Consider the following 15,772-nt stretch of genomic DNA (forward strand, 5'->3'; position numbering starts at 1 on the left):
ACGTTCATGGTTACGAACTCTGACGCCGGGCGTGGCGATTTGCCGCAGTGCCTTGTTTACCTGCCGCACAGCTATGCCGGGCGCGGTCCTGCGGAAAGTTGCGTCCGCCTGCTCGATGCGTTTGGCGCAGGCGGTGTGGATGTGCGTCTGCACGTCATCCGGATCCGCAAACCTGCCGGTCCCGGCGTGAAAGTGGTGCAGGCGCTGGGACCGCTGGGCCAGCGCTTGCCGTTCTCGATGATCCGCGATTCCGGCCTGCGCAAAGTGGCTGCCAAGTTCCGCAAGGCGTTGAACGCGGCTCCTGCAGGGTCGATCGCGTGGTTCTGGCCGGACGTGCCAGATGATCTCGTGCATCATGCCCGCGCGCGCGGCATCGTGACCGTGCGCGAAATGATAAACAGCCCCCTGGCCCACGCCAAACCGATCCTTGATGCGGCCTATGCCGCTGCCGGTTTCGCCCCGGCGCATGGAATTTCGGATGAAGCTGTCGCGCGCGAATGTGCCGAACTGCAACTGCACGACTATCTGTTCGCGTCCAATCCCGAAGTCGAAAAGGCATTGCTGGCGCTGGGCATCGAACGTGAGCGCATTCTGTCCACCACATTCGGCTGGGTGAAGTCGCGCTTTGCCGGGTTGGCGCCGCGTGTGCCGGATGCCAGCAGGCCGCCGCGCTTCTGCTTTGTCGGCACGATGAACGTGCGCAAGGGCGTGCCCGAACTGCTGGCTGCCTGGACAAAGGCCGGGATTGATGGCGAATTGCGGCTTGCCGGGGCGATCGAACCCTGCCTTGCCCCACAAGTCGCCGCAGCAGTCGCATCGGGCAATGTCCAGCACTTTGGCCATATCGAGAATGTCGGCGAATTTTACCGCGAATGTGACGTGTTCGTGTTCCCCACGCACGAAGAAGGCGGGCCGCAGGTCGGTTATGAGGCGGCCAGTTGCGGGTTGCCGCTGATCGTCACGCCAATGGGGGCGGGGCGGCTGGTGGACGACGGTGTGACCGGGCTGATCGTGCCGCCGGGCGATGTCGATGCCCTGGCGCTGGCGCTGCGCCGCATGGCCGACGATACGCCCTTCCGCGAAACATGCGCAGCCGCAGCACAGACGGCGGCCAGCAGGTTCGAATATGACACCGTGGGTCGTGAACGGATGGCGCTGTTGCAAAAGGCTTGCGCGGCACAAGCCGCATAGTCAGTCGCCCGGTGCGGCGCGGTCGATCATGTCCATGAAGTTGCGCGCCGCCTCGCGGTCGGCCGCATCCTTGAACGCGACGTCCAGATCGGGCGCGGATGACAGCATGTAAAGGATCGACCACATGCCAAACCGGCGCGCGCGGTCCTTCTCCAGCCCGAAATCCACCAGCATCCTCTCGATACCAGCCTCCAGTACGGCAGGCGTAGCCGCACCGATGTCTTCGGTGCCGAAATAACGGCGCATCTGATCGTCAAATTCCATCACGCAGCGCCTTGCCACACAAGCGGCATCCTGTCGCGGTCGATGATCGCGCGGAACTGCGGCGTTATGGCGCGGCGGTCCACCAGATCCACTTTCCATGGCAAGGCGGATTCGTCGAATGCTTCGGTCAGTTCGGCCAGCAGCGAGAGGGGAAGAACGCCGTCTCCTTCCAGAACGAGGTCCAGATCGGACCATGGCTTGGGATTGCCGCCAGCCCTGCTGCCAAACACCCATGCGCTGACATCGGGCGGCAAAATGCTGCCAAGGATCGCACAGACCTCTTCTCGCTCATCAGGCGATAGAAGAACAACCGGCGCTGTCATGCGCGCGATTGCAGGCGGGCCAATACGCCTTGGGCTTCGGCGAGAAACGCCGGAATGGCCGCAACAACCTGCACGGCCTTGGCCTCGTCATACGTGTGCGAGGTGATGTTGCGCATTTCGCGGAACATGCGCCAATCGGTCCACTCACGCGCGACAAGCCCCTGTTCAACCCCGGTGCGGATCAATGCCGGGAAGGTCATCCGGTCGATCTCTTCCGGGTTCGCCGCAGCCTCTTCCAGCGCGCGCCGCAGCATCTTGTGGGCAAGGTCATAGGTAAATTCGAAACGCTGGATCAGCCCGTCACGAATTTGTGTGTCGGTTTCATCCACGCGAAAACGGGCCAGCCCTTCGTCAAGACGGGCAACGGCATTCGCTAACGGGGAAAAATCCAGCGGCATGACCGAGCATGTGCCACCAATGGCGGGTGCTGGGCAAGTGGCGTGGTCATTACTATCTAAACTAGCTGTCAAGCAGCGTATTGATCGCGAATGTGTGTGTTGAAGTAGGCACCTTTGGAACCTGCCTTAAGCAATTCCTGATATCTGTGTGGAGGCACGCCATAATAATCATATGGATGTGCGCCTTCCTTGAACCAGATGGTCAATGTCCGAGCCGTCGTATCGTAATTCACCGCCCAGATGGCGGATGAGCGTAGATGGTCCACATTGCTTCCTCCGCAGCGTCGAAGGGCGACCAATGGCCGCCCTTCTTTTACGTCAGTTGTCGTTGTCGTGGCGATCAACCGGAACAGGCTTTTTGCTGATCGGGATGCGGAATGCCTGCCCCTTGGGCTTGCAGATCCGCTGTCCGTTGCGCAGCGTGATGCACTGTCGGAAGATATAGCCGTCGTCACTAGGCATGAATGCCTCCTGTGAATTTGGTTGACGGTGGCATCACGAGTTGCGACAATCGCGTTTGCTTAGGACGACAATTGTGCATCTCATGATGCCGGTTCTCGAACGGAAAGGTCGGCTGAAAGGTCGGCCTTTTTCCGTTTCTAGAGATCATGGGCTATGGCGGTTCCATCGTCGCTCCTTTCATGTTCATCAAAAATACCGGGCTGCCCATGCTCGGAGGGCGATGCCGCAAGCTGGGTCGCATATTCGTGCGGCAACGGTTGACCAACGATCCACCAATGCGGAACGCCGCCAATTCGCAAACTGTAAACCTCATCGCTGCGTGACAAGGATGATGTCATGTTGATGATCGGCTTTGCGCCACCGATGTTGGCGCCTTGCGCTCTTGCCGCATCAAGCAATTCTGGCGATTGCATGGGGCGGCCTGCAAGCATGATGGCTTGATATGCGGCATCTGCATGTGAAATGCGTTTTGCACCTGAACCGTGGGCTGCGCGCATGGGGATAGGGAGCATTGTCGCGCGAATACTGGGACCGGAAACGACCGTCTCGCCAGCTTTTAAGGCCATGCTGAAAATGGATGCGCCTCCCATGGCAACGACGGCTTCATCCAGTGCACGGACTTGCGCAAATGCGGGCAATGCCTTCAAGGTAGCCCATGCTTGATCGCGCAATGATTGAGTTGCTTGCAGAATGTCATTCACGGTGCTGTCCTTTCCGTAGCACCGTAGCATGGCTGTAAAATAACGCAATGGTTTTTTGCCATTTCTCCCGAAATCATACGCTTTGACAAAGAAAAAAGGCGGCGCATCGCAGCGCCGCCCTCTGACTTGTCAACAAAATGACATTGATGTCATTCTGCCGCAATCCCGGTCCCTCCGAACATGTCCACTTCAACTTCCAGCGGGGCTTCGGCGTTGGCCACGGTCTTGGCCTTGCGGCGGTGGTCGAAGCTGGACCACACGGTGTTCCAGTCGCCACGGGTGGCGGCCTTGGAATATTCGGTGGCGCGGGTTTCGAAGAAGTTGGCGTGTTCCACGCCATTCAGCAGCGGGGCGAGCCAGGGCAGGGGGTGATCTTCGATCATGTAGATCGGCTGGAAGCCCAACTGGCCAAGGCGCCAGTCCGCGATGAAGCGGATATAGCGCTTGATGTCCTTGGCGCTCATCCCCGGAACCGGGCCTTGTTCAAACGCGAGGTCGATGAACGCATCTTCCAGCCGCACGGTCTTCTGGCAGCAATCGATGATGTCTTCCTTCACCGCCTTGGTCAGGCAGTCGCGTTCGGCGACGAAGGCGTGGAACAGCTTGGTAATGCCTTCGCAATGCAGCGATTCATCGCGGACCGACCATGATACGATCTGGCCCATGCCCTTCATCTTGTTGAAGCGGGGGAAGTTCATCAGCATGGCAAAGCTGGCGAAAAGCTGCAGCCCTTCGGTAAACCCGCCGAACATGGCCAGCGTGCGGGCAATATCCTCGTCCGTGTCCACGCCGAAAGTCTGCAGGTAATCGTGCTTGGCCTTCAGCTCTTCGTATTCGAGGAACATGCCATATTCGCTTTCCGGCATGCCGATGGTGTCAAGCAGGTGCGAATAGGCAGCGATGTGGACCGTCTCCATGTTGGAAAACGCGGTCAGCATCATCTTGATCTCGGTCGGCTTGAACACGCGGCCATATTGTTCGTGGTAGCAGTTCTGCACTTCCACGTCGGCCTGGGTGAAGAAGCGGAAGATCTGCGTCAGCAGGTTGCGCTCATGCTCGGAAATCTTCTGCGCCCAGTCGCGGCAATCCTCGCCCAGCGGCACTTCTTCAGGCAGCCAGTGAACCTGCTGCTGACGCTTCCAGAACTCGTAAGCCCAGGGATATTCGAAGGGCTTGTAGGTGGGGCGGGCTTCAAGAAGAGGCATGGGTGGGTGTCCTGTACTGATTCTGGCAATGTAGGGATTGGGTGACGGCGGCGAAAGCGCGCGCGATGCGCTGGCCGGGGATAGCGGGGCGGTTTTCCACTGCCCTTTGGGACCGGTGGGCGCAGGCTGGCGCACGCTGCGCCCAGCCCAACGCCGGGGCGCGGTTGTGCGCGGAACGTACCGGCAAGCGCGCGGTTGGCACATTATTGGCGCGGCGTGCGTGCTGTGCCTGATAACCAACCGAAATTGCAGGAGAAGTGCCATGGATAACCATGAACGCAGCGAATCGCAGATGGGCGGTCACCACGATAGCTCGGGTCAGCAGTCGCAATTCGAAAGCGGGCTCGAAAGCGGGCGCGAAGGCCGCGATTGGTCGGCGCAAATCCGCGAACACATGGATGTGATCGGCGCAGATGGCGCCCATGTCGGCACGGTCGATGGTGTTGAAGGCGATCGGATCAAGCTGACCAAAAAGGATTCGGGCGCGGGCTTTGCCGGCGGAACCCATGAAGGCCACCATCATTATCTGTCCAGTGGGCTGGTTGCCAGTGTGGAAGGCGAAGTAGTCCGCCTTTCTGCCAACGGCGATGTGGCCTGGGGCATGCTGGAAGAGAAATAGGTCCGAACCGGCGCGGCGTTCCTGCCGCCCGGTTGCGGGCGGCAGGAACGTCCCGTCCCCTTCGGGACCAGGCCGTGCAATACGGCCGGAGAGCGCCCCGTCGAAAGGCGGGGCGTTTTTCGTTGTTTGCGGTCGCCTTGGGGTGACACCTGCCCGGCATCCGCCGGTCGGTCCCGTCGGTTCTGCTACTTCCAGAACCAGCCCGGTTTCAGGCTGCGGTTCTTGCGGTTCTTCCACATCGAATAATACATCCACAGGCCCGACACGCTGAAGAAGATCAGTGCCAGCCCCGTCATCAACGAGATCGCGGTGCCCAGCGGTCCGAATGTTTCGCCCGAATGCAGGTGATGGAACAGCCCCACCAGCGATTTCATCCCGCCCGGAGGTGCCTTGGGCCGGCACATCATTGTTTCGGGGCAGGTAAAGCCTGCCGGCATCGGCGGAGGCCCGGCCTGTTCGCCGGACGGCCATAAGGCCGTGACGTGGCTGGCCACGCCCGTCAGCGCCATCCACAGCATGAACACCCCGAAGAACACCGTGATCCAGCGGTGCCATTTGCGCATAGAATAATCCTTCCGTTCCCGGCGCCCCGTCCGTTCCCGATGAACGTGACGCCCCCATATTTGTCCCAGCCGCAGTCGGACGGGACGAGCGCGTATTCGCGCGTAGGGGCACAGGCGGCAAGCCGCGAAGTGTCGCGGGGTGTAACGGGCGCAAACTTGCCGAAGATACGCCTCCGGGCAGCCGGAAGGACGTCTGCTGACGTGCTGGGACTGCCGAAAGGGGCATGAAAGGCGGCCTTGGGTTAGGGCGTGAAGGGCAAGTTCTTAACTGCCTGCCATTACTGGCAGGCGAGGCATTCCTCGTAGTCGGTTTCGGCGGTGGCGAGTTCGATCTTCGGGGCTTGCGCGGTGTTGTCCGCTTCCACCCCGCCTGCGAACCCTGCGCGCTGAACCGACTTCGAGCGCAGATAATAAAGGCTCTTGATGCCCTTTTCCCATGCCTGGAAGTGCAGCATCATCAGATCCCACTTGTCCACGTCGGCCGGAATATAGAGGTTCAGCGACTGCGCCTGATCGATGAACGGCGTGCGGTCTGCCGCGAATTCCAGCAGCCAGCGCTGATCGATTTCGAAGCTGGTCTTGAACACGGCCTTTTCCTCTGGCGAGAGGAAGTCGAGGTGCTGGACCGAGCCGCCCTGTTCAAGGATCGAGTTCCAGACGTTGGTCGAATCCTTGCTCTTGTCGGCCAGAAGCTTCTTCAGATACGGATTTTCGACCACGAACGAACCCGACAGGGTCTTGTGGGTATAGATGTTGGCCGGGATCGGTTCGATGCAGGCCGATGTGCCGCCGCAGATGATCGAGATCGACGCGGTGGGGGCAATCGCCATCTTGCACGAAAAGCGCTGCATCACGCCCATGTCGGCTGCATCGGGGCATGGCCCGCGTTCCTGCGCCAGCACCAGCGAAGCCTCGTCCGCCTTGGCGGCGACGTGCTTGAACATCTTGAGGTTCCACGCCTTGGCCATCGCGCTTTCAAACGCGATACCCTTAAGCTGCAGGAACGAGTGGAAGCCCATCACGCCCATGCCGACCGAGCGTTCGCGCGCAGCGGAATACTTGGCGCGCGCCATTTCGCTGGGCGCACGGTCGATATAGTCCTGCAGCACGTTGTCGAGGAAGCGCAGAACGTCTTCGACAAAGCGCTTGTCGCCGTTCCATTCGTCCCATGTTTCCAGGTTGAGCGAGGACAGGCAGCACACTGCCGTGCGGTCGTTGCCAAGGTGGTCGCGCCCGGTGGGCAGGGTGATTTCCGAACACAGGTTTGATGTCGAAACCTTCAGCCCCAGATCGCGGTGATGCTTGGGCATCATGCGGTTCACCGTATCGTTGAACACGATGTAGGGTTCGCCCGTGGCAAGGCGGGTTTCAACCAGTTTCTGGAACAGCGAACGCGCATCCACCGTGCTGCGCACCGACCCGTCCTTGGGGCTGCGCAGGTGGAATTCGGCGCCATCGCGCACCGCTTCCATGAATTCGTCGGTCAGCAGCACGCCATGGTGCAGGTTCAATGCCTTGCGGTTGAAATCGCCCGACGGTTTGCGGATTTCGAGGAATTCCTCAATCTCAGGGTGTGACACGTCAAGATAGCAGGCTGCCGACCCACGCCGCAGCGAGCCTTGCGAAATTGCCAGCGTCAGGCTGTCCATCACGCGCACGAAGGGGATGATGCCGCTGGTCTTGCCGTTCAGGCCGACCGATTCCCCGATGCCTCGCACTTTGCCCCAATAGGTGCCGATGCCGCCCCCGCGCGAGGCGAGCCAGACGTTTTCGTTCCAGGTGGCAACGATGCCTTCAAGGCTGTCATCGACCGAGTTGAGATAACACGAGATCGGCAACCCGCGCCCGGTGCCACCGTTGGAAAGCACCGGCGTTGCCGGCATGAACCACAGCTTCGAGATGTAGTCATACAGACGCTGGGCATGGTCCTGATCGTCGGCATAGGCATCGGCCACGCGCGCGAACAGATCCTGATACTTTTCGCCGGGCAGCAGGTAACGGTCGTCCAGCGTGTCCTTGCCGAACACGGTCAGCCGCGCATCGCGCGATTCATCGGTGACAATCGTGAAGCGGCGCGGATTGACCTTCTTGGAATCGCTGATCGGTTCAGCCGCCACGGCAGCCGCAGCCACGGTTGCCGCCATTCCGGCGACCAGCGCGTCGCTGCCCAGATCCTTTGCGTTCATGTCCATCGCTTTTGCTTTCGCTTCACCGGCTGTTGCCGGGGTGCCTGCAAGGGCCAGTTCGTCCTGCGCCGCCACGGAGCCGTCTCCAGTCCTGAAATCCACTTCGCAACCCCTGTCTGCAACTTCGGCACATGGGCCGGAGCAATCGTTCAAAACACGAATCGGGCCACGTATTGCTGCCATGCCCGATAATACTGCAGGCAGAACGAAAGTGGAACATATTTGTCCCTGCACCGCACTGCCAGAAATCTGTCTTTTCATCCCCGTGTGGCATCCGCAGCGGCAAATCATTGCCAGAATGCGGAAATCCTTTCCAGGCGCTCTAAACAAGGTTTAGAGGCGGCCCCAAGGCCTAACCACAACCTATAGTGCCTCAACCGTATTGAGACACAAGGGGGTAATGATCCTGAGGCAGACTCGATTCGTCGCATGTGCGATTCGATTCGTCGCTGCCAATGTCATTGTGCAGTGCAGCGACGCGCGGGGAATGCGACGGTTCAAGAGGCAATCGCAATCACGCGGAATATTTTTCATCCGATCCAGCAAATTGTGGACAAGATCGGGTCAAGCGATCCCATATATGGTGTCCACAGGAATGGAGCGCACGATGCTGAATATTATCTCGATCATCGTCACCGGGTTTGTCGTCGGCGTGTTGGCGCGGTTTGTCTATCCCGGTGCGATCGACATGGGATTCTGGAAGACCGTGCTGCTGGGTGTCGGCGGCGCGCTGGTGGCAGGCGTGATCGCATCATGGCGCAGCGGCAGCAGCTTTGGTGAAGGCGTCAACCGCGCAGGCTGCCTCGCCTCGGTGCTGGGCGCCATCGTGCTGATCTTCGTGGGGCGGAATTTCTTTTAAGGAAACGAGCTTCACCTCTGCCCAAGAACGGGAGCGGTACAGGATCAGTTATCACGCCCTTGGCGGCTGCCGGCGGTAACTGATCGCCTCGGCAATGTGGATGCGGCCTATCGTCTCGGCCCCGGCCAGATCGGCGATGGTGCGCGCCACGCGCAACATGCGTGTGTAACCGCGCGCGGACAGGCGCATGGCTTCTGCCGCCTGGGCCAGCAACTTGCGTCCGGCCTCGTCAGGGGTGGCATGCAGGTCCAGCAGATCGCCATCCAGTTCGGCGTTGCTGCGCCGCCCGGTGCCATCAAGCCGCGCGGTCTGCACTGCGCGCGCAGCGGCCACCCGCGCGGCCACCTGATCCGATCCCTCGGCAGGAGGGGGCAGGGCCAGATCGGCGGCGGATACCGGATCAACCTCAACGTGCAGATCAATGCGGTCCAGCAGCGGGCCGGACACCTTGGATTGATAGTCCGCCGCACAACGCGGCGCGCGGCTGCATCCCAGCGCGGGATCGCCCAGATGGCCGCAGCGGCACGGGTTCATCGCGGCGATAAGCTGGACCCGCGCGGGGAAGGTGACATGGGCATTGGCGCGCGCGACGGTCACTTCGCCCGCCTCCAGGGGCTGGCGCAGCGAATCCAGCACCGCGCGCTGAAATTCGGGCAATTCGTCCAGAAACAGCACGCCCAGATGCGCCAGGCTGACCTCGCCCGGCCGCACTTTCAGCCCGCCACCGGTCAACGCCGCCATCGATGCCGAATGATGCGGTGCCCGGAATGGGCGCGCGCGGCTGATCCGCCCGTCCTCCAGCGTGCCCGCCACCGATGCCACCATCGACACTTCCAGCGCCTCTGCCGGGGTCAGTTCGGGCAGGATCCCGGGCAGGCACGACGCCATCAGCGATTTGCCCGCACCCGGCGGACCGGTCATCAGCAGATTGTGTCCCCCGGCGGCGGCAATTTCCAGCGCGCGCTTGGCGGTTTCCTGCCCTTTTACCTGTTTGAGGTCGGCCATGCGGCGCGGCGGATCGGCCACCCCTTGCGTGGGTGCGGGCAGGCGATGCACGCCTTTCAGATGGTTCAGCAGACCGACCAGATCGGGCGCGGCAATCACGTCAATCCCGCTGGCCCAGCGCGCTTCCGGCCCTTGGGCGGCGGGGCAGATCAGCCCCTTGTCCTGCCCGCTGGCATGAAGCGCGGCCAGCAGCACGCCGGGCGATGGCAGCACCCGCCCATCCAGCGCCAGTTCGCCCACCGCCACGTAATCGGCAATCTGTTCCAGATCGACCACGCCCATCGCCGCCAGTAGCGCCAGCGCGATGGGCAGGTCGTAATGCGACCCTTCCTTGGGCATGTCGGCGGGGGACAGGTTCACGGTGATCCGCTTGGGCGGCAGGGCAAGGCCCAGCGCCGACAGTGCCGAAGATACCCGTTCGCGGCTTTCGCCCACGGCCTTGTCGGGCAGGCCGACCACCCGGAACGCAGGCAGGCCGGGCGCAACCTGACACTGCACTTCCACCCCGCGCGCCTCCAGCCCAAGATATGCGACCGTCGATACCAGCGCGACCATGTGCCCTCCGTTACATAGGGGTCATTGCGTAGGGTGGGGCCGGTGGAAAGCGAAAGCGCGTCGATTGCGCCATTTCCGAAGCATCAGTGATGCCCACGAATTGTTTGGTGAACCCGATTTAACCCCGTTCCTTGGCAATTCGGCAAGCGGCGCGGGCTGATGCATCGGGCATGATCCGCCGCCTTATCGTACCCGCACTTACCGCCTTGTTGGCTATCCAGCCGGCCAGCGCGCGTGATGTGACGACGCGCACGTGGGTGGAAAACGGCGTCACCTGGACCGAAACCACCACGGTAGAGGTTTACGAACCCGGCTCGGAACGCTTCGTCGCCTTACCGCGCGCCGATGTGAAAGGCATTGCCAGCTTCGGCCCGTTCGAAGTGCTCGACAATGGCCGCGCCGCGCTGGTGGCGGAAACCGACAGCTATTCGCCGGATGATTTCCGCCGCATGCTGCGTGCCTATCCCGGCATCCGCGTGCTGGAAATGCCCGACTGCCCCGGCACGGTCGACGATTTCGCCAATCTGCGCCTTGGCCGGATGATTCGCGCCCAAGGGCTGGCAACGCATGTGCCCGACCATGGTTCGGTGCGTTCCGGCGCGGTGGAACTGTTCCTTGCCGGCGCCACCCGCAGCGCCGCGCCCGATGCCGCGTTCGTGGTCCATTCATGGATCGATGAAGACGGCCGCGAACCCGATGACTTCGCCGCCGATGCACAGGTCAACCGCGCCTATGTCGACTACTACCGCGAAATGGGGCTGGCGGCGGACAAGGCGGCCGCCTTCTATGCCCTGACCAATTCGGTGCCGAATGAAGATGTGCTGATGCTGGGCGCGGACGATCTGGCGCAATATGCGGCCCTGAACTGACCGTTCGCGCTTGGCCTGCCGTGGCAAGCCAAGCGCGAACGGGGCCGGTGTGTGGTTCAGAGCAATTTAATGCGCCGCCCCCCATGACAGCCCGGTGCCGATTTCGACCCCCAGCGGCACGGTCAGCTTGACCGCCGGTTCCGCCGCCGTTGCCATCACCCGCTCGATCACCGGCCTGGCCGCATCAACATCGCCTTCGGGCAGTTCGAACACCAGTTCGTCGTGTACCTGCAGCAGCATCCGCACGTTGGGCAGCCCGGCTTCGGCCAGCGCGGGCATCATCCGGGCCATCGCGCGCTTGATAATGTCGGCGCTGGTGCCTTGGATCGGCGCGTTGATCGCGGCACGTTCGCTGCCCTGCCGTTCGGCCTGATTTTTCGACCCGATGCGCGGGAACCATGTCTTGCGGCCAAACAGCGTTTCGGAATAGCCGCGCTCGCGCACGCTCTCCAGCGTTTCGTGGATATAGCGCTGGATGCCGGGGAAGCGTTCGAAATAGCGGTCGATCATCGCCTGCGCCTCGTCCGCGCTCACGCCCAGCCGCCCGCCAAGGCCCCAACGGCTGATGCCGTACAGGATGGCGAAGTTGATGGTCTTGGCTCGCCCGCGCGTATCGCGGTCAACGTGCCCGAACATTTCCATCGCGGTGCGCGCGTGAATGTCCTCGCCCTGCTCGAAGGCTTCTTTCAACGCAGGCACATCGGCCATGTGCGCGGCCAGCCGCAGTTCGATCTGGCTATAGTCCGCCGCCAGCAGCACGTTGCCCGGCTCTGCCACAAAGGCATCGCGGATCTGGCGGCCAATCTCGGTGCGGATCGGGATGTTCTGCAGGTTCGGCTCGTTCGATGACAAACGCCCGGTCTGCGCGCCGACAAGGCTGTAGCTGGTATGGACGCGGCCCGTATCCGGGTTGATCGCGGCCTGCAGCGCATCGGTATATGTGGACTTCAGCTTGGAAAGCTGGCGCCATTCCAACACCAGCGTCGCAACTTCCGCGCCTTGTCCGGCAAGGCCTTCCAGCACCGACTGGTCGGTGGAATACTGGCCGGTCTTGCCCTTCTTTCCACCTTTATAGCCCAGCTTGTCGAACAGCACTTCGCCCAGTTGCTTGGGGCTGCCGATGGTGAACGGGCCGCCCGCCGCTTCGTGAATCACCGTTTCCAGTTTGGCGATCTGCGTCGCAAATTCGCTGGACAGGCCGACCAGTCGTTCCCGGTCCACGCGAATGCCGTTACGCTCCATCATCGCCACCACCGGGATCAGCGGGCGGTCGACCTTCTGATAGATGCGCGTACCGCCCTCTTCGGGCAGGCGCGGGCCGAACAGGCGGTGCAGACGCCATGTCACGTCGGCATCCTCGGCGGCATAGCGGGTGGCATCGGCCAGCGGCACTTCGGCGAACGAAATCGCTTTCTTGCCACTGCCGCACAGTTCCTTGAACGTCATCGTGGTGTGGCCAAGGTGGCGTTCGGACAGTTCGTCCATGCCGTGGCCCGCCACCCCGGTTTCGCTGCGCCCGGCATCAAGGCAGAAGCTCATCACCATGGTATCGTCGATGGGACCAACGGCGATGCCATGGCGCGCCAGCACGTTCAGGTCATACTTGATGTTCTGCCCGACCTTAAGCACCGCATCGCTTTCCAGCAGTGGTTTCAGCACGGCCAGCGCTTGTGCCTTGTCGATCTGCGTCGGGCGTTCGGCAAACATGTCGGTCCCGCCGTGGCCCAGCGGGATGTAGCAGGCATCGTTCGGCCCCAGCGCAAGGCTGACCCCCACCAGATCGGCGCGCATCGCATCCAGCGCGCTGGTTTCGGTATCCACCGCCACCACCCGCGCGGCAAAGGCACGGTCCACCCATGCCTGAAGGTCATCCAGCGTCTGCACGCAAGGATAAGCCTCACGGTCCACCGCAGGCCATGTGGGCAGGGACTGGCGGTTGGCCACAGGCGCGACGGGCGCGGCGGCGGTATCGGGCTTGGCAGGGTTAAGCTGCGTCTTCGGTCCCGGACTGCCCTTGCCATCGTCCAGCCGCCGCAGCAGGCTGGTAAAGCCGTGGGTTTCCAGAAATGCCGCCAGCGGATCGCGCGGGATTACATCCAGCTTGAAGTCTTCCAGCGCCACCGGCAGCGCGCAATCTTCCTTCAACTGCACCAGCACGCGCGACAGGCGGGCCATGTCGGCCTGCTCGATCAGGCTTTCGCGCAGCTTGGACGCCTTCATCGCGGGCGCAGCGGCCAGCACTGATTCGAGATCGCCATGTTCCTGAATCAGCTTGGTCGCGGTCTTGGGGCCAATGCCGCGAATGCCAGGCACATTGTCGACCGAATCACCCATCAGCGCCAGCACGTCGCCCACCTTTTCAGGGGGCACACCAAACTTTTCGACCACTTCGGGAATGTCGATGCGCAGGTTCTTCATCGTGTCGAGCATGTCGACGCAGCCGCCACCCACGCCGCATTTGCCCACAAGCTGCATCAGATCCTTGTCCGATGACACGATGGTCACGTCCCAGCCGCGCAGCGTGGCGGCGCGGGCATAGGACGCGATCAGGTCATCCGCTTCCAGCGCGTCTTCTTCTATGCAGGCCAGGCTGAACGCGCGCGTGGCATCGCGGATCAACGGGAATTGCGGAACAAGGTCTTCGGGCGGGGGCGGGCGGTTGGCCTTGTATTGGTCATAAAGGTCGTTGCGGAAGGATGTGCCCGCCTTGTCCAGAATCACCGCCAGATGCGTCGGCCCATCGGCTTTGTGCAGGTCTTCGGCCAGCTTCCACAGCATCGTGGTATAGCCATAAACCGCGCCCACCGGGGTTCCTTGCGGATTGGTCAGCGGTGGCAGTCGGTGATAGGCGCGGAAGATATAGGCCGACCCATCGACCAGATAGAGATGCTGTTTTTGGTCCATTGCGGCGTGTTAGCAGGGCCGCGGGGCCGCGTCATGGGCGATTGCGCCCGGAAACCGGCGTCATCCCCGATCATTTTTCATCACTTCAGCGCACGCACAACCCGTTTGATCGCACCGGATTCAGGCAAAAAAAAGGCTGTCCGGCCCGCGCAATAGGCAGGTTGCGACAAGTTGCCTGCGTCTTATGCTTGCAACGCGATGAATTGCCGATTAATTGGGTCGCGAAGTCTACCGGCTGAGTAGGCTTTGCGGCGGGCTGCTTGCCCGGCGCGGTTCACTTCAATCCAGGGATTGTAACGCATGCGCAAGCTCATCCTCGCCGCTGTCGCCGGCACCGCCTTCGCTCTCGCTGGCTGCTCGGAAAAGCCGGCTGAACAGGCTACTGAAGCTGCTGTTGAAGCAACTGAAGCTGCTGCTGACGCTTCGGCTGCTGCTGCTGACGCTTCGGGCGCCGCTTCGGAAGCCGCTGCTGAAGCGAGCGAAGCTGCTTCGATGTAATTCCCGCCCGCAAGGGCAGGTTACAGATAAGGGGGCGTGGCCTTGCGGCTGCGCCCTTTTTTCTGTGGGCGTCCTTTTTCTCTCGGCGATTGCGCAGCCATGGGTTTGCGGCGGCTTCTGGCGCAAAAAAAACCGCCGCAGCGCCTGAACGCTACGGCGGTCCTGAAACTTCCTGATCTGCAGCCAGATCAGCGGCGCACCAGATCCTGCGTGTTCTTCACCAATGGGGTGCTGTATCCGTCATAAAGCACCCGTGTCATTCGTGCGATCAGGCGGGCGTGGGCCGCATGGCCTTCCGGTCCTGTAACAAAGAACGCCACGGCCAGATGGCGGCCATCGGGCAGGCGGATCACGCCCACATCGTCGGTCACGCCGGAAAGGGTGCCAGTCTTGTGCGCCACCAGCGTGCCCACGGGCAGACCGGCGCGGATGCGGGTCTTGCCTGTGCTGGTGCGGGTCATCGTATCCAGCAGCACGGCCCGGCTTTCGGGGCTGAGCACGCCACCACGGTCAATCGCCGCCAGAAGCGCGATCATCGCGCGCGGGGTGCTGGACGTGCGGGTGTCGATCACCTTGGCCGGATCGATCTGGCCATCGTCACGCACCAGTGTGGCCATGGTATGGTCCAGCCGCTGCCCGGCAATGCCGTTGCGCGTCAGCCAGCGGTTGACGTTCTCATACCCGCCGACAACCTTGATAAGCCCGTCGGTCGCCTCGTTGTGGCTGCGGGTAATCATCAGTTCCATCAGGCTTTGCGCCGTCATCACCGTGCCTTCACGCAGCGGCGCTTCGGGGCTGGGCGTGCCGGTTTCGCTGACGCGCAGCATCATCGGGAACTGCTGGTCCAGCCGGTATGCGCCCTTTTCCACCTGTTCCAGGAACGTGGCGGCCACCGCGATCTTGGCGGTGCTGGCCATCGGGAAGGGCATGTCACCATTGATGAACACCTGCCCGCCACCATCAAGGTCCATCGCAGCAACGCCAATGCGCCCGCGCCCTTCTGCGGCAATCGCGGCAATCTGCTGCTGGATGATCTGGTCGCGCTGGTCCTGCAAGGAAACCTGTGCGCGGCTTTGCACTGCTGGCACGGTGGCGACCAGCGCGGGCGCGGCCATCAAAAGTGCAGCAATCATTCTGGCGGTGCGGAACTTCATGCCCGTAGTGTATCCC

The 15,772-nt window shown here is 62.1% G+C and carries 17 protein-coding genes; 5 read left to right on the forward strand and 12 right to left on the reverse strand.

The window, feature by feature from the left end; all coding sequences use genetic code 11:
* Nucleotides 1–6 precede the first annotated feature (6 nt).
* The gene (locus OVA07_RS06475; protein ID WP_268170648.1) at nt 7–1,191 is read left to right on the forward strand and encodes a glycosyltransferase; all 1,185 of its coding nucleotides are present in this window, start codon (nt 7–9) and stop codon (nt 1,189–1,191) included.
* On the opposite strand, the gene OVA07_RS06480 is transcribed toward OVA07_RS06475, so the two are convergent.
* The 7 genes from OVA07_RS06480 to OVA07_RS06505 form a co-directional block, all read right to left on the reverse strand.
* On the reverse strand, nt 1,192–1,455 hold the full coding sequence (locus tag OVA07_RS06480) for a hypothetical protein (RefSeq protein WP_268170649.1): 264 nt from the start codon (nt 1,453–1,455) through the stop codon (nt 1,192–1,194).
* Nucleotides 1,455–1,778, reverse strand: a complete 324-nt coding sequence (locus tag OVA07_RS06485; protein WP_268170650.1) for a nucleotidyltransferase family protein — start codon at nt 1,776–1,778, stop codon at nt 1,455–1,457. Before OVA07_RS06485 ends, OVA07_RS06480 begins: the two co-directional genes overlap by 1 nt.
* Nucleotides 1,775–2,176 carry a nucleotidyltransferase substrate binding protein gene (locus OVA07_RS06490; protein WP_268170651.1) on the reverse strand — a complete coding sequence of 134 codons (402 nt, stop codon included), beginning with the start codon at nt 2,174–2,176 and terminating at the stop codon, nt 1,775–1,777. Before OVA07_RS06490 ends, OVA07_RS06485 begins: the two co-directional genes overlap by 4 nt.
* A 68-nt stretch (nt 2,177–2,244) precedes the next feature.
* Nucleotides 2,245–2,442, reverse strand: a complete 198-nt coding sequence (locus tag OVA07_RS19135) for a KTSC domain-containing protein (protein ID WP_442789623.1) — start codon at nt 2,440–2,442, stop codon at nt 2,245–2,247.
* Between the two features lie 52 nt (nt 2,443–2,494).
* Nucleotides 2,495–2,638 carry a hypothetical protein gene (locus tag OVA07_RS06495; protein ID WP_268170652.1) on the reverse strand — a complete coding sequence of 48 codons (144 nt, stop codon included), beginning with the start codon at nt 2,636–2,638 and terminating at the stop codon, nt 2,495–2,497.
* Between the two features lie 137 nt (nt 2,639–2,775).
* Complete coding sequence (locus OVA07_RS06500; protein WP_268170653.1) at nt 2,776–3,339, reverse strand: hypothetical protein; 564 nt, start codon at nt 3,337–3,339, stop codon at nt 2,776–2,778.
* Between the two features lie 149 nt (nt 3,340–3,488).
* Nucleotides 3,489–4,544: a ribonucleotide-diphosphate reductase subunit beta gene (locus OVA07_RS06505; RefSeq protein ID WP_268170654.1), complete on the reverse strand. Its 1,056-nt coding sequence runs from the start codon at nt 4,542–4,544 to the stop codon at nt 3,489–3,491.
* Between the two features lie 394 nt (nt 4,545–4,938).
* On the opposite strand from OVA07_RS06505, the gene OVA07_RS06510 reads away from it, so the two are divergent.
* Nucleotides 4,939–5,163, forward strand: a complete 225-nt coding sequence (locus OVA07_RS06510; RefSeq protein WP_268172633.1) for a DUF2171 domain-containing protein — start codon at nt 4,939–4,941, stop codon at nt 5,161–5,163.
* A 185-nt stretch (nt 5,164–5,348) separates the two neighbouring features.
* On the opposite strand, the gene OVA07_RS06515 is transcribed toward OVA07_RS06510, so the two are convergent.
* The gene (locus tag OVA07_RS06515; RefSeq protein WP_326493131.1) at nt 5,349–5,840 is read right to left on the reverse strand and encodes a PepSY domain-containing protein; all 492 of its coding nucleotides are present in this window, start codon (nt 5,838–5,840) and stop codon (nt 5,349–5,351) included.
* A gap of 164 nt (nt 5,841–6,004) precedes the next feature.
* On the reverse strand, nt 6,005–8,014 hold the full coding sequence (locus tag OVA07_RS06520) for a ribonucleoside-diphosphate reductase subunit alpha (protein ID WP_442789624.1): 2,010 nt from the start codon (nt 8,012–8,014) through the stop codon (nt 6,005–6,007).
* A 505-nt stretch (nt 8,015–8,519) separates the two neighbouring features.
* Between OVA07_RS06520 and OVA07_RS06525 the strand changes: the two genes are divergently transcribed.
* On the forward strand, nt 8,520–8,771 hold the full coding sequence (locus OVA07_RS06525) for a GlsB/YeaQ/YmgE family stress response membrane protein (RefSeq protein ID WP_268170655.1): 252 nt from the start codon (nt 8,520–8,522) through the stop codon (nt 8,769–8,771).
* 51 nt (nt 8,772–8,822) lie between these two features.
* Here OVA07_RS06525 and OVA07_RS06530 read toward each other — a convergent pair whose 3' ends face one another.
* Nucleotides 8,823–10,331, reverse strand: a complete 1,509-nt coding sequence (locus tag OVA07_RS06530; protein ID WP_268170656.1) for a YifB family Mg chelatase-like AAA ATPase — start codon at nt 10,329–10,331, stop codon at nt 8,823–8,825.
* A gap of 170 nt (nt 10,332–10,501) precedes the next feature.
* Between OVA07_RS06530 and OVA07_RS06535 the strand changes: the two genes are divergently transcribed.
* Complete coding sequence (locus OVA07_RS06535; RefSeq protein WP_268170657.1) at nt 10,502–11,200, forward strand: hypothetical protein; 699 nt, start codon at nt 10,502–10,504, stop codon at nt 11,198–11,200.
* Between the two features lie 66 nt (nt 11,201–11,266).
* On the opposite strand, the gene polA is transcribed toward OVA07_RS06535, so the two are convergent.
* Entirely contained in the window at nt 11,267–14,104 is a 2,838-nt protein-coding gene (gene polA, locus OVA07_RS06540) for a DNA polymerase I (RefSeq protein ID WP_268170658.1), read from the reverse strand.
* Between the two features lie 300 nt (nt 14,105–14,404).
* On the opposite strand from polA, the gene OVA07_RS06545 reads away from it, so the two are divergent.
* Nucleotides 14,405–14,602, forward strand: a complete 198-nt coding sequence (locus OVA07_RS06545; protein WP_268170659.1) for a hypothetical protein — start codon at nt 14,405–14,407, stop codon at nt 14,600–14,602.
* A 188-nt stretch (nt 14,603–14,790) separates the two neighbouring features.
* On the opposite strand, the gene OVA07_RS06550 is transcribed toward OVA07_RS06545, so the two are convergent.
* Nucleotides 14,791–15,756: a serine hydrolase gene (locus tag OVA07_RS06550; protein ID WP_268170660.1), complete on the reverse strand. Its 966-nt coding sequence runs from the start codon at nt 15,754–15,756 to the stop codon at nt 14,791–14,793.
* Between the last annotated feature and the right edge of the window lie 16 nt (nt 15,757–15,772).

The sequence above is a fragment of the Novosphingobium sp. SL115 genome, assembly GCF_026672515.1.
GTDB lineage: Bacteria > Pseudomonadota > Alphaproteobacteria > Sphingomonadales > Sphingomonadaceae > Novosphingobium.

Coding starts and splice junctions, on each gene's coding strand:
- OVA07_RS06475 (WP_268170648.1), top strand. CDS start 7: ATGGTTACGAACTCTGACGCCGGGCGTGGCGATTTGCCGCAGTGCCTT.
- OVA07_RS06480 (WP_268170649.1), bottom strand. CDS start 1,455: ATGGAATTTGACGATCAGATGCGCCGTTATTTCGGCACCGAAGACATC.
- OVA07_RS06485 (WP_268170650.1), bottom strand. CDS start 1,778: ATGACAGCGCCGGTTGTTCTTCTATCGCCTGATGAGCGAGAAGAGGTC.
- OVA07_RS06490 (WP_268170651.1), bottom strand. CDS start 2,176: ATGCCGCTGGATTTTTCCCCGTTAGCGAATGCCGTTGCCCGTCTTGAC.
- OVA07_RS06495 (WP_268170652.1), bottom strand. CDS start 2,638: ATGCCTAGTGACGACGGCTATATCTTCCGACAGTGCATCACGCTGCGC.
- OVA07_RS06505 (WP_268170654.1), bottom strand. CDS start 4,544: ATGCCTCTTCTTGAAGCCCGCCCCACCTACAAGCCCTTCGAATATCCC.
- OVA07_RS06510 (WP_268172633.1), top strand. CDS start 4,939: ATGGATGTGATCGGCGCAGATGGCGCCCATGTCGGCACGGTCGATGGT.
- OVA07_RS06525 (WP_268170655.1), top strand. CDS start 8,520: ATGCTGAATATTATCTCGATCATCGTCACCGGGTTTGTCGTCGGCGTG.
- OVA07_RS06530 (WP_268170656.1), bottom strand. CDS start 10,331: ATGGTCGCGCTGGTATCGACGGTCGCATATCTTGGGCTGGAGGCGCGC.
- OVA07_RS06535 (WP_268170657.1), top strand. CDS start 10,502: ATGATCCGCCGCCTTATCGTACCCGCACTTACCGCCTTGTTGGCTATC.
- polA (WP_268170658.1), bottom strand. CDS start 14,104: ATGGACCAAAAACAGCATCTCTATCTGGTCGATGGGTCGGCCTATATC.
- OVA07_RS06545 (WP_268170659.1), top strand. CDS start 14,405: ATGCGCAAGCTCATCCTCGCCGCTGTCGCCGGCACCGCCTTCGCTCTC.
- OVA07_RS06550 (WP_268170660.1), bottom strand. CDS start 15,756: ATGAAGTTCCGCACCGCCAGAATGATTGCTGCACTTTTGATGGCCGCG.